The following is a 13,041-nucleotide window of genomic DNA, read 5'->3' on the forward strand; positions in this document are numbered from 1 at the left end:
GACCCACGACTGACCGCTTCTCGCCCGGTCGAGAACGCCCTCAATCTACCCGTGAAGGATCGCGGTCACAATCAGCGGCTGCTCACGCCCCGCGCTCGCGGCTCCGCGGGGCGCGTGCGTCCACCCACGTGAAGCCGAATGCTCGCCCCCGGCCTGCAGCCGGGCCCGAATCGACCGGGACGTGCGGGAGTACGTCGACGACGGCGAGGGGCGTGCACCGCCTCCGCCTCCTCGTCGGCGCCGATCCGTCGGTGTCTCGCTCGCGCGAGCGCGAGAGTTTTTCGACATTCGACGTACCCCCGTCCGCACCTCCACCCACCCTAAAATCAAACACGCCGCCGCCGGCACGCGCTCTGGCCGGCCACGGCGAGTCGGGCGCCGGGCCCGCCGGGAAAAACAATCATGGTGGCGTCGCTGGAGGGTGGCCGCTATCCTGCCCGTCCATGCTTGGTAGCAATCTCGAGACTGTCCTTGTGCGAGTGATGGCGAGCCTCGGGCTCATGTTGGCGGCCTGTTCTTCGAACGGCAACGACTCGGCCGGGGTGACCGACGGCGCGTCGAGCTCGTCCACCGACGCGAGCGAGACCGACGCGCAGACGACCACCGACACCACCGTCACGCCGCCCACGAGCACGAGCGGCGAGTCGGCCTCCGAGACCGGCACCACCACCACGACCACCGCGCCGACCTCGACGACCGACGCCACCACGGAGCCCGTCGACCCGAGCGAGACGACGACCACGACCGATCCCACGGCGACGACCACCGACGCCACGACCACGACCACGACCGACGGCACCACCACGACCGACGGCACCACGACCACGACCGACGGCACCACCGACACCTCGAGCACGACCGACCAGCCGCCCGACTGCGTGCCGACCGAGGACGTCGAGGTCAGCTGCGACAACATCGACAACGACTGCGACTCCAACGTCGACAACATCGACGTCGGCAACGACGGCATCTGCGACTGCCTCAACATCGGCATCCTCGGCGACGTGGGCTACGCGCCGAGCGCCGACTTCCAGGCCTGGCTCGAGGACCAGGGCTCCGCCGTCACCCGCACCAAGCTGCTCAACAACCCCGGCGTGGTCACCCCGGCGTTCCTCGCCAACTACGACCTCGTCCTGATCGACCGCATCGAGCGGGCGCTCAGCGCCGACGAGGCCGCCGCGCTCGAGGCCTTCGTCAAGGACGACGGTCGCGGCATGATCACCCTCATCGGCTACAACTTCGACAACAACAACCCGGCCCCCGAGCGCGACCGGGCCAACTCCGCGCTGGCCCCGTTCGGCCTGGCCTACGAGGGCGCCTACTTCGGCAACGGCGTCATCCCGACCTTCGATCCGGTCCACCCGATCTCCATGGGCATCTCCGACGTCAACTTCGCCGGCGGCATCCAGCCGGTCGACGTCGAGAACCAGGGCACCTCGGAGGTGTTCGCCACCGTGCAGGCGGCGAACGCCGGCATCGCCCACCAGACCGACATGGAAGGCGGCCGCGTGGTCGTGTGGGGCGACGAGTGGATCACCTTCGACAGCGACTGGCAGGGCTACGCCGACGTCCAGCAGTTCTGGGTGAACATGGTCGGCTGGGCCAAGCCGAAGGACTTCTGCGGCGCCCCGCAGTGAGCCCCGAGCGCCCCGCCGCCGTGCCCACGCGCGGCGGCGTCGCCCGCGAATGACGAGACGCTCGACCGCGCCGCCGGCTCCGACGCACAATCGATTCGCGCGAACCCTCATTCGCGCCGACTTCGATCATTCCTGCGAATATGAGGCTTGTCGCAGACAGTCGGCGCTCACGCCGGGTCATCGGGCCCGGGCAGATCGAAATACCCGCGCGCCAGCGCCTCGGCGCAGGCCGCCAGATACTCGGCGCTGAAGCGAGCCCGCACGCGTTCGCGCGTGGCATCGACCGCCTCCGGCGCCCACTCGAACGGCCAGCCGAGCACGTCGCACAGGGCCTGCGCCGCGCGGCGCGACTCGCCCGGCTCGTACGAGCTCGGCGTCCGCACGTCGGGGTCGTCGAGCAGCGCGGCGAGGCCGGCGATCGGCGTCGCGTGACCGAGGGCGGCGAGACCCCACAGCGCGAACACCCGCGTACGCGGCTCGGGGTGCGTCAGGTTGGGTTCGAACACCAGCGCCGCGATCGGGTCCTTGAGCTTGCGCAGCGCGTCGAGCAGCACGAAGGGCGTGTCCTGGCCGGCCGTGTGCGCCATGAGGATCTCGACCGAGCCGCGGTCGCCGAGCTCGCCGAGCGCGTCGACGGCCCACGCCCACGCGGGGTCGTCGGCGTCGCCAGCGATCGCGCGGAGCTCCGGGATGAACCGCGGCCGCCTCTTCATGCCCTGCACCAACCAGTCGCGCGTCTCGTCGCGCACGCCCAAAAGCTCGCGGACCTCGTCGTCGGCTGGACCGCCGGGCTCGGCGTCTCCCAGCGCCAGCAACACATCGACGCGCCGGCGCGCCCGCTGCTTGCTGCCGCGAGCCGCGCGACGCAAGGTCGGCAAGCCATGCTCGCCGAGCGCGGTGACCTCGGCGACCAGCCGCGCCAGCCCCTTCGCCGACGAATTCTAAAATGGGGCAGCAGGGCGAGGACTGCGGGATCTTGCCGGGCCACGAGCGCGAGCTTTCACGCGCCGCCGGGAGGCTGTCAACCGCCACACGCCGCCGTGACCACGATGCGCACGCGAGGCCGGGAGGCTGTCGACCGCCAGGCGCCGGCGAGCGCCGCCGAAGTCCTGACGACCATGCACGCCCGTACACTGCCCCGCGCCGGCGAGCGCCTGCTGAAGCCCTGACGACCATGCACGCCCATGCACCGCCCCGCGCCGCGCCGGCGAGCGCCCGCTGAAGCCTGACGACCAAGCACGCCCGTGCACCGCCCCGCGTCGACGGGCACCGCCCAAGTCGTGACCACGGTGTACGCGACGACGACGTCGTCGAGCTCCTCGCGGACGCTCCGGAGCGCCCTGGCACCGCCCTGCGAGCGCGTCCGGGACGCATGCATGGCGTCGCCACCGCCACCTACGCGCTGCGATCGCCATGTTAAACTCTCCTTCGTGAGCTCGATCCGTCCCCGCGCGAGCCTCCTCGCGCTCAGTTTTTTCACCGCCTGCTTCGCGCCGGAAGGCTCCTCGCCCACGACAGGCACCACCACCGCTCCAGCCGGCACCACCACCACCGCGGCGGACCCGACGAACGAAGCGACCACTGCGCCCGGCACCGGCACCGAGCCCTCGACCACCGGCACCACCGGCACGCCCACCACGACGGACCCGAGCACCACCTCGTCGACCACCGCCGACACGACGACCGGTACCACCGACGCGACGACGAGCACCGCCACCACCGACGCGACGACCGGGACCACCACCACCGATTCCACCACGGCCACGACGCTCCCCGAGCCGGAGTGCCTCGCCGATTTGGACTGCCCGAACGACGGCGGCGAGTGCAAGGTGCCCGCCTGCATCGACGGCCGATGCGCCCACAAAGACGCCCCGGTCGGCAGCCTCTGCAACGGCTTCCAGGATCAATGCGACGCGATGGGCCTGTGCGTCGATTGCGTCGACAACGGCGGCTGCGGCGAATGCTGTGTGTGCGCCGGCGGGCTCTGCATCCCCAACTGAAGCCACCAGGCCGACGCGAGCCCCGCATGGCGGCGCCCCCGACCCGCCCGCGCCCTCGATGTGCGATCATTCTGCCGATCGCTCCGCGCCGACCTCGCCGACGAAATCGTCCCGATGCGACTGGACCGCCGCCGCGATCGTGCGGCCCATCGGGTCATCGCCATTCGGGCGTGACTGGCCGCGAACGCGCGGGTGATCGCTCGCCGATCGGCCTCCCGACCGCACCATCGATTCGCCGCTCGCGATGGTTCCCATTCGGGTCCGTCCCCCGACGATCTCCTATGAGCGCCTGCGTCGCAACAAAACCCCGCCCCCGCCGCCACCAACAGGCACGCACCACCGTAGATGAGCCTCGGGTCGATCGTCGATTCGTCCGCGACGGCTTCGGACTTCGCGGCCTCCCCAGTCTTCGCCTCGCCCGCTTTCACTTCGACGCCCTTCGCCTCGACGGTCTTCGCCTCGACCGTCTTCGCCTCGACCGTCTTCGCCTCGCCCGCCCCTGCCGCCCCCACCTTCGCCGGCGCCCCCGCAGCGTCCGGGCCCCACGGCGCCCCGATCAGGCTGCCCGCAAAATACTTCGCCTCCTCCTCCTCGCTATCCTCCGCGTACGGCTCGATCACCTTCACGTCCCCGCGCGAGCGCTTCCGCGGGTCTTGCACCTTCCCGCTGCCCCACCGCCAGCGCACCGCCTCGATCGCCAGCCCTGCGCCCTCGCGCCGCGCCGCGTACGTCACCACCCGCGAGCGCTCCGTGCCGAGCTTCACCACCCCGTCCATCGCCAGCGCCACGCCCGTGCGCACCACCGCCGGGTCACGCGAGAACAGCCGCCAGCGCTCCTCGTTCGACATCGCGTCGAGGCGAGCGATCGCCCCCTCCTCGACCGGGAACTCGGCCCGCGGCAGCCCGAAGAAATAACAGTTGGACATCGGCCCCTCGTAGTTGGTCGTACTGTCGAACCGCTTCCCCTCCTCGACCACGAGGTATCCGAGGTGTTCCTCCTCATCGTCGAGGTAGAGCGCGAGCCGGGCGTCCGCTCGCTCCTTCAGCTTCTCCTCGAACGACTCGAACGCCCCCTGCACCTCGCACGGATACGGGTACACGACCAGCACCACGTCGCCGAGCCCGGCGACCCCCTCGACCACGATGCTCGTCTTGGCCTCGCCGTATTTGTCGGAGTCGAACGGCACCGCGTCGGCGGCCGCCTCTCCGGCGACCCCCGCGCTCACCAGCCCGAGAACCGCCGCCATCGCCCGAACTCCGCGCGCCCGTCGGACCTTCGTCATGCGCCCAGCCTTCCATCGTCGGCTCGCCCCCGCAACCACCGCCGAGACGGCGGCGCGAGGCTCGATTCGGCCTTCGAGGGCCGCGCAGCCGGCAGCGCGCCCCTCCGACCGCCCGGGCGGTTCGCAGAGCGCCGCAGATCGAGACGCCGATGGCGGCATCGACATCGACCTCGGCATCGACCTCGACCTCGGCGATTGTTTCGGCGCCGTCAATTCGCCCCGCTGCGGACCCACTCGATCACCGTGCAGAGCTGCCCCTCGGTGAGCACCTTGCCGATCGGCATCGGGTTGCCGCCGCCGCCCACCACATTGGTCTGCTGATTGAGCAGCTTGAACAGCAGATAGCTGCGATCGACGTCGCCCGCGGTGACGATGTCGATCGTTGCCATCGACGACGGCACCCCGACCATGCTGTCGCGGAAGCTGGGCCCGTCCTTGAAGATGAGCGCCGTGCCGACGCCCTTGCCGTGGCAGTTGCACGCGCCGGCCACCGCCTGCCACGCCTGTCCCGCGCTGACCTGCGCCGGCGCGCAGTCGGGCGGCATCAGCGGCATCGGCGGCACGCACTCCTGCTGCTTGCACACCGCCTGGTCGCAGTCGCCATTATTAAACACCCCTCGCCGAGCGAGCACTTGCCGCAGTACGGCCCGCCGCAGTCGACGTCCGGCTCGTAGCCGTTGGCGACCCCGTCCGAGCACGTCGGCGCCACGCAGGTGGTCGTGCACTGGTCGTTGTCGTCGTCGTCGCCGTCGTCGCACTCCTCGACGCCCGCGTGCACGAAGCCGTCGCCGCAGCGCGCCTCCTCGCAGGTACCGAGGCAGGCGTCCTCCTGACTGTCGTTGCCGTCGTCGCAGGCCTCGCCGGGCTCGACGAAGCCGTTGCCGCAGCCGCCCGGGACGCAGTCGTTGGGGCAATCGTCGGACTCGATCAGGTTGCCGTCGTCGCACACCTCGACGCCGGCGTACACCAGCCCGTCGCCGCAGCGCGCGAACGTACACGACAGCGTGCACGGACCGTCGTCGGCGTTGAGGTCGCCGAAGTCGCACTCCTCCGGCGACTCGGTCACCCCGTCGCCGCAGCCCTCGGGCGGCGGAGCCGTCGAGCTGCCCGGCGGGTCGCTCGACGTCACAGGCACGCCGGTGGTCGCGGGCGCGTCGGTCTCGCCGGCCTCGCTCGTCGGCCCGATCCCGGTCCCGGCGGGCTCGTCCGTCGCAACCCCGGGGTCGGTGCCGCAAGCCGTCGCGACGAGGCAGAGAGACAGGACCAGCGTGCGCATGCGGAGCCCGAGAGTGCCAACGAGCCCGCGGTCCGCCAAGCCGCGAACGCCACCGCGCCGCGAGCGCGACGCATGCCCGCGAGCGCCCGCGCTCGCCCAGAGGTCCAGCGAAGGCCAGGCATCCCCGGAGGCGCGGCCACAAAACCCCGAGCACGCCGCGCATCGCCGACTCGCGTGTCGGCTTTCTCCGCGGTCACGCGGACGAATGTCGCGTCCGCCTCGACGCGCACGCGAAGCGATCGCCCTCGCCCGTGCAGCCCTCACGGCCAGGTCGATGCCCTCCTTCGACCTGGCCTCGTCGACGCACTCGACCCGTCGACCGACGCGAGGAGACAGACCAAGCGCGACGATCAGCGCCCCGCCTCGACTCGCCGCATCGACAGGGGTGCACGCGACACCGTTCGCACGCTCGCCGGCGCGTCCATGCGGGCGTCGAGGTCGTCGGCGGCCTCGCGAGTGACCGCATTGGCTTGCGGCCCATATCGATGCGCATGGACGCGGTCGTTCGGATGGCCGATAGAACATGTTCACGAAGACATCCACGAAATCAGACATCGGCCGGGCACTTCCGAGCGCCGCTCGTCGCGAACGCGACAATGACGACGGTTGCATCGCTGACGCCGCGGAGGAGCCCGGTGTGGGAGTTGCGCCGGCGGGCCGTGCTGCATCACTCGGCGCGGGTCCCGAGCGGGCTCGTCCGCACCTCCGCGGACCCCTGCGCAGTCGGCCCTGCTGCGCCTGGGCCCCATTTGACAGCTCGGGCGGCCTCGGCAATGTTGCCTCATGCCATGCCCGAGCGCGCGCGAATCCTCGTGGTGGACGACGATCCCTGGCTGGTCAAGATGATCTGCACGGTGCTCGGCGAGCGCTACGACTGCGTCGGCGCCGTCGACGGCATCGAGGGCCTGGCCAAGGCCCTGGCTCGCCCGCCGCACCTCATCGTCTCCGACGTGATGATGCCGCGGATGAGCGGCTGGGAGCTCGTCAAGCAGGTCCGCAGCCACAGCCAGCTCGCGTTCGTCCCGTTCATCTTCCTCTCCGCGCTCGACTCCGACGAGGACCGCCTGTACGGCTTCCGCCTCGGCGCCGACGAGTACCTGCCGAAGCCGCTCGACATCGGCGAGCTCGCCCTGCGCGTCGAGGTCGTGCTGACCCGGCTCGCCCAGCTCGAGCAGGCGGCGCGCGAGCGGGTCCGCCGGGCCCCGCCGAAGGGCGCCCCCAGCCTGCGCGGCGACCTCGACCAGATCGGCCTGTCCTCGCTGCTGGTGATGCTGGAGATGGAGCGCAAGAGCGGCCTCCTGGTGGTCGCGCGCGACCGGCCCGAGGAGCGCGTGCGGATCTACCTCGTCGAGGGCCGCATCTTCGCCGCCCAGTCGGACGACGGCGCGGTCCGCAACGCCGACGCCATCTACCACGTGCTCGGGTGGAAGCGCGGGCAGTTCGAGTTCAACGCGTTCGTGGTCGAGATGCGCGACGAGGTCGAGATGTCGACCACCGGCCTGCTCCTGGAGGGCGCGCGTCGGCTCGACGAAGCGGGGCGGGCATGAGCGGCGCGCGGGTCATCGGCAAGGTCCTGCTCGTCGACGACGAGCCGGACATCCGCCGGATCGGCCAGCTCAGCCTCGCGCGCGTCGGACGCTGGCAGGTCGCCGTCGCGGCCAGCGGCGCCGAGGCGCTCGAGGTCGCCGCCCGCGAGCGCCCCGACGTCATCCTGCTCGACGTCATGATGCCGGTCGACGACGGCCCGACCACCCTCGCGCGCCTGCGCGAGCGCCCCGACACCGCCGACATCCCGGTGATCTTCATGACCGCCAAGGTCCTGCCGCACGAGCTGCAGCGCTGGCGCGAGCTCGGCGCGGCCGGAACGATCCCCAAGCCGTTCGATCCGATGACCCTCCCCGACGAGGTCCGGCGCGTCCTCGCGGCCGCGGAGGCCCCGTGATCCCCGCCCCGCTCCACCCGCGGGAGGACGCGCGCCTGCAGGCGCTGGCCGACGCCGAGCTGCTCGACACGCCCCCCGAGGCGATGTTCGACGACATCGTCCATCTCGCCTCTTACATCTGCGGCACCCCGATCGCCCTCATCTCCCTCGTCGACCGCGAGCGCCAGTGGTTCAAGGCCCGCACCGGCATCGACGGCCACGAGAGCACCCGCGACGTCGCCTTCTGCGCCCACGCGATCCTCGACAACGGCCTGTTCGAGGTCCAGGACGCGCACACCGACCCGCGCTTCGCCGACAACCCGTTCGTCACCGGCGCGCCGTTCGTGCGCTTCTACGCCGGCGTGCCGCTGACCGTCGGCGACGACGCCCTGCCGATCGGCACCCTGTGCGCGCTCGACCGCCGGCCGCGGCGGCTGACCCCGGAGCAGACCGAGGCGATGCAGGCGCTGGCGCGCCAGGTCGTGCGCAACATCGAGGTGCGCAAGGCGGCCCTGCGGACGAAGGCGCTCAACGACGAGCTGCAGCGCGCCGCCGCGGCCCTCGGCACCAGCGAGGCGCGCCTGCAGGCGCTGCTCGCCGCCAACCCCGACGGCATGGTCCGCGTCGCCCGCGACGGCACCGTGCTCGACCGCAAGCTCTCGCGCGACCGGGCCATCCTCCCCGACGCCCAGCACATGATCGGCCAGAACGTCGCCGACTGCTTCCCGCCCCGCCTCGCGCGGCTGTTCCTGCAGCAGCTCGAGCGCGCGCTCGCCAGCGACACCGTGCAGACGCTCGAGCTCCAGGAGACCGTCGACGGCCGCGCCTGCGACAAGGAGCTGCGGATCGTCGCCAGCGGCCCGCACGAGGCGCTGGCGCTGATCCGCGACGTCACCGAGCGCAAGCTGGGCGAGCGGGCCAAGGACGCGTTCGTCGCCACCGTCTCGCACGAGCTGCGCACGCCGCTCACGTCGATCCGCGGCTCGCTCAGCCTGCTCGAGCACGGCATGGTCGGCCCGCTGCCGGAGGAGGCGCTGGAGATGGTCCAGATCTCCCGCACCAACGCCGAGCGCTTGCTGCTGGTGATCAACGACATCCTCGACCTCGAGAAGCTGTCCGCGGGGCAGATCGATCTGTCGCTGCGCCCCGTCGACCCGCCGCGGGTGCTGGCCAGCGCGGCCGAGTCGATCCGCGGCATGGCGGCCCAGGCCGGCGTCGAGGTGGTCGTCGGCGAGTGCCCCGTCGGCGCCCCGGTGCTCGCCGACGAGGCCCGGGTGATCCAGATCCTCAACAACCTGTTGTCGAACGCGATCAAGTTCTCGCCGCGCGGGTCCCGGGTCGACCTGTCCGTCGAGGCAGGTTCGTGCGGCCGCCTGCGCTTCTGCGTGACCGACCACGGCCCGGGCATCGCCCGCGAGCACCACGCCCGCGTGTTCGAGCGCTTCCACCAGCTCGACGCGTCCGACAGCCGCAAGCGCGGCGGCACCGGGCTCGGGCTGGCGATCGTCAAGAGCCTGGTCGAGGAGCACGGCGGCGTGGTCGGCCTCGACAGCGCCCCGGGGCACGGCAGCAAGTTCTGGTTCGAGCTGCCGTGCTGCCGCGGCGGAGGCGAGCGGCCGTGAAGGTCGCCGTCCGCGGCCTCGCGCCGGAGGCCGCGCTGCCGCTGCTGTGGGCCCGCGGCATCGAAGGCGCACCGAGCTCGTCCTCCACCGCACGCGACGCGAACGCGCTCGACAGCGACGTAGCGACCTCGGACGTCGAAGGCGCACCAGTCTCGTCATTCGCAGCATATGACGCGGACGCGCTCGACAGCGACGTAGCGACCTCGGACGTCGAAGGCGCACCGGTCTCGCCTTCCGCAACACGTGACGCAGGCAAGGTCGACAGCGACCTCGCGACCTCGGACGTCGTAGGCGCACCAATCTCGCCTTCCGCAAGCCGTGACGCGGGCGCGGTCGACAGCGACCTCGCGGCGAGCAGGCCGGCGCACGCCAGCAGGAGCGCGGACGTGCTGCTGTGCGACGACGCCGACGTCCCGCGAGCCGACGATCCGCCGCGCGTGGTGTGGACATTCGGCCTGCTCGCACCGACCGCCGCGGCCGCGCTCGTGCGCACGCTGCCCTTTGTCCTGCCCGCGCCTGAGCCCGAGCCCGCGGCCGACGCGAGCACCGCGGAGCTGCTGGCCTCCATGCGCCGCGACTACACGCGCCAGCTCCCTAGCTCGCTCGCCGCGCTCGCGCGGGCCGTCGTCCACGCACCCAGCGGCGCGACCGCGCAGGCCGACGCGCGCATGCTGGCCCACCGCCTCCGCGGCACCGCAGGCAGCTACGGCCATCCTGCGATCGGCGAGCTCGCCGGTCGCCTCGAGCAACGCCTCGCCGCCGGCGACCTCGCGCCCGCCCCGCTGGGCGAGCTGCTCCTCGCGCTCGCCGAGCGGATCGCCGCGGCCTTGTCCCCCGCCGCGCTCCCGGCCCAGCCGCGGGTCGCCGTCGTCGGCCTGGCGCCGCCCGGCCTGCCCGAGGGCTCGATCGCCGTGCCCGACGTCTCCGCGGCCGCTCGCGCGATCGAGGCCGGCGCAGCCGAGCTGCTGTGGGTCTCGCTCGACGGCGACGGACCTGTCTCCAATAACATATCCCGAGAGACATTTTCGCAGCTCTGCGCGGCGATCGACGCCGAGCCTGTCCTTCAGGACATCCCCGTCGTGCTCGCCCGGACAGACGCCGGAAACGCCGCCAAACTGGCCCTGGCGTGCCTGCTGGCGAGCGCGTGGGCCCGGCTGGCGCTCGCCTTCCCGGCCGTGGGCCACACGAAGTGAAGCGCAGCGCTCCTCGATCCGCCCCGCACGACGAGCCTGCGAACACGACGACCCGCTCCATTCCCCAGCAGCGCGCCGATTGACGATCGGCGACCCGGAGGGCAGGCTCTGCGCCTCCGAGGTATTCTTCAAAAATGTTCGAGTACAGCCCTGTATGGCCCCACGGCGCGCTGCAGCCGGCTTTTCCCGAGGTCTTCTACGTCGTCGGCACCAACCGGACCCACCACGCCGGCGTCGACATCCAGACCAGCCGGACCATGACCGTCGTCCGCGAGGGCGACGCGCTGACGCTGCTCAACACCGTGCGCCTCGACGACGAGGGCCTGGCTGCGCTCGATGCCCTCGGAAAGGTCCGGCACGTCGTCCGCCTCGGGGCCTTCCACGGCCGCGACGACCCGTTCTACTGCGACCGCTACGGCGCCACCCTGTGGGCCCTGCCGGCAGCCACCCACGCCGACGGCCGCGCCACCGCGCAGCCCCTCACCCCCGGCGGTCCCTTCCCCCTGGCCGACGGCCGGGCGTTCGAGTTCACCTCCGCCCGCTTCCCCGAGGCCGCCGTCCTGCTCGCCCGCGAGGGCGGGATCCTCGTCACCTGCGACGCGATCCAGAACTGGACCGAGGTCGACCGCTTCTTCTCGCCCGAGTGCGGCGAGATGTTCGCCGCCCAGGGCTTCATCCGCCCCGCCAACATCCCGGCGACCTGGCGTCACGCCTGCCAGCCCAGCCCCGACGACTTCGCGCGCCTGCTCGCGCTGCCGTTCCGCCACCTGATCAGCGCCCACGGCGAGCCCCTGCGCGACGAGGCCCACGCGCGGATCGCCGCCAGCGTCGCCGACGCTTTCCCCGCCTGACCGCGCCGCCGCTCCGCGCGAACCTGCTGCGGACGGGGCCCCAGCCGAGCCCCTCGCCGGCCCCGCGACGACGGGGCTGGCGCGATGTTATCTAAAGAACATGTCCCCATGGACATGTCGCAAGGACAAGCATGCGCCGCGCGTGACCGTCACCGCCGGCGTCGCCGCCCCGCCCATGGTGGGGTGCTCCGACGATTCACACCTGTCGCCAGGGCCGCCTCCCCGCGTGGCCGCGCGCGGGGGCGAGGCGCTCCTCGAATGCGCAGTACCGACATTCACGGTGTATGGATAGGACCCCGCCACCACGCCCCGGTCGCCAGCGACCGCGGCGAGAATTGCTCGAAGCGCCAGCGCGACGCCAGCGCCCCGCGCCGGCGCACCACCTGCTGCGCCCGCACTCGCCACAATCGCTCCGCCCCTCCAGCTGCGCCAGCTCCTCGCCTGCCAGCACCAGCTCGGTCGGCCCCGAGACCTGCAGCAAGTCGCCGCGCTCGAAGTCGACGAACACCAGCCCCGCGCGCGGGTTGACCAGCAGATTGCCCAGAGTATTGAAAAACAAGTTGCCGGCGAAGTCGGGGATCGTCAGCACCTCGCCGTCGACGCGGACGAAGCCCGGGCGGCCGCCGCGGTGCGACACGTCGACCCCGCGGCGGGCCGGGTCGCCGTCCTCGTCGACGTAGCTGGCGACGAAGAACGTGTCCGCGGTCGTGATCGCCACGCGCGCCGCCTCGTCGAGCCCCGTCAAACGCTCGGCCGGCGCCGCCTCGCGGACGACTTCCACCGGCGTGCGCGTCTGGATGTACTGCGGGCAATTGCCGAACGAAGCCTCGACCGCCATTGTCAAGCCCTCGGCGTCGCGCGCCCGCACCCGGCCGTTGACCCGGTTGCGCCGGCGCGTGGGCAGCTCGATCCCCAGGCACCCGAGCGCCGCCCCGACCGTGATCCCCGCGCTCGCCGGATCGTCCGCGCCCGGCAGCGCGTCGATCCGCAGCGTCCGCGGATCCGGCGAATGCACGAACCCCGGCGCGCCCTCGACCAAAGTCGCCCACGGATCCCCGCGTCGTCGACGGCGCCGAGCACCAGGAACGGCAGTTGCGCATAAAACGTCCGGTGCTGGTCCGGCATGTGGTCACGGATCACGCGCGCGCCGACCTCGGCCATGCGCTCCGCGACCCCGTGCCGGGCCTGCAGCCGCACCTCGCCCGCGTGCCACGGACTGCGATGAATCGTCGACATGATCGTCCTCCCGTTTGCCCTC

11 protein-coding genes and 1 pseudogene are annotated in these 13,041 nt (G+C 72.0%); 7 read left to right on the forward strand and 5 right to left on the reverse strand.

Annotated features, from left to right (window positions below):
• Positions 1–443 precede the first annotated feature (443 nt).
• Positions 444–1,637 carry a hypothetical protein gene (locus OV079_RS28330; RefSeq protein WP_267772066.1) on the forward strand — a complete coding sequence of 398 codons (1,194 nt, stop codon included), beginning with the start codon at positions 444–446 and terminating at the stop codon, positions 1,635–1,637.
• Positions 1,638–1,804: 167 nt separating this feature from the next.
• On the opposite strand, the gene OV079_RS28335 is transcribed toward OV079_RS28330, so the two are convergent.
• Positions 1,805–2,506: a HEAT repeat domain-containing protein gene (locus OV079_RS28335; protein ID WP_267772067.1), complete on the reverse strand. Its 702-nt coding sequence runs from the start codon at positions 2,504–2,506 to the stop codon at positions 1,805–1,807.
• 561 nt (positions 2,507–3,067) lie between these two features.
• Here OV079_RS28335 and OV079_RS28340 point away from each other — a divergent pair.
• Entirely contained in the window at positions 3,068–3,637 is a 570-nt protein-coding gene (locus OV079_RS28340) for a hypothetical protein (RefSeq protein ID WP_267772068.1), read from the forward strand.
• Here the strand turns inward: OV079_RS28340 and OV079_RS28345 are convergent.
• The 3 genes from OV079_RS28345 to OV079_RS28355 all read right to left on the reverse strand — a co-directional run bounded on the left by OV079_RS28345 (position 3,541) and on the right by OV079_RS28355 (position 6,196).
• Entirely contained in the window at positions 3,541–4,749 is a 1,209-nt protein-coding gene (locus tag OV079_RS28345; protein WP_267772069.1) for a hypothetical protein, read from the reverse strand. The two genes, OV079_RS28340 and OV079_RS28345, sit on opposite strands and share 97 nt — an antisense overlap.
• Positions 4,750–5,129: 380 nt before the next feature.
• On the reverse strand, positions 5,130–5,552 hold the full coding sequence (locus tag OV079_RS28350) for a hypothetical protein (RefSeq protein WP_267772070.1): 423 nt from the start codon (positions 5,550–5,552) through the stop codon (positions 5,130–5,132).
• Positions 5,465–6,196, reverse strand: coding sequence for a DUF4215 domain-containing protein (locus OV079_RS28355; protein ID WP_267772071.1), 732 nt, complete (start codon positions 6,194–6,196; stop codon positions 5,465–5,467). Before OV079_RS28355 ends, OV079_RS28350 begins: the two co-directional genes overlap by 88 nt.
• Before the next feature lie 788 nt (positions 6,197–6,984).
• Here OV079_RS28355 and OV079_RS28360 point away from each other — a divergent pair.
• From OV079_RS28360 to OV079_RS28380, 5 genes are all read left to right on the forward strand, one after another.
• On the forward strand, positions 6,985–7,743 hold the full coding sequence (locus OV079_RS28360; RefSeq protein WP_267772072.1) for a response regulator: 759 nt from the start codon (positions 6,985–6,987) through the stop codon (positions 7,741–7,743).
• Complete coding sequence (locus tag OV079_RS28365) at positions 7,740–8,138, forward strand: response regulator (RefSeq protein ID WP_267772073.1); 399 nt, start codon at positions 7,740–7,742, stop codon at positions 8,136–8,138. Before OV079_RS28360 ends, OV079_RS28365 begins: the two co-directional genes overlap by 4 nt.
• A complete protein-coding gene (locus tag OV079_RS28370) occupies positions 8,135–9,739 on the forward strand; it encodes a GAF domain-containing sensor histidine kinase (RefSeq protein WP_267772074.1) in 1,605 nt (534 codons plus the stop codon). The genes OV079_RS28365 and OV079_RS28370 overlap by 4 nt, the downstream gene beginning before the upstream one ends.
• 386 nt (positions 9,740–10,125) lie before the next feature.
• Positions 10,126–10,932: an Hpt domain-containing protein gene (locus tag OV079_RS28375; RefSeq protein ID WP_267772075.1), complete on the forward strand. Its 807-nt coding sequence runs from the start codon at positions 10,126–10,128 to the stop codon at positions 10,930–10,932.
• A 134-nt stretch (positions 10,933–11,066) separates the two neighbouring features.
• Positions 11,067–11,783: an MBL fold metallo-hydrolase gene (locus OV079_RS28380; protein WP_267772076.1), complete on the forward strand. Its 717-nt coding sequence runs from the start codon at positions 11,067–11,069 to the stop codon at positions 11,781–11,783.
• Positions 11,784–12,058: 275 nt separating this feature from the next.
• On the opposite strand, the pseudogene OV079_RS28385 reads toward OV079_RS28380, so the two are convergent.
• Positions 12,059–13,019 (reverse strand): annotated as a pseudogene (locus OV079_RS28385) (pyridoxamine 5'-phosphate oxidase family protein).
• Positions 13,020–13,041 lie beyond the last annotated feature (22 nt).

This window comes from Nannocystis pusilla (assembly GCF_026626665.1).
In the GTDB taxonomy this organism is placed as follows: domain Bacteria; phylum Myxococcota_A; class Polyangia; order Nannocystales; family Nannocystaceae; genus Nannocystis; species Nannocystis pusilla.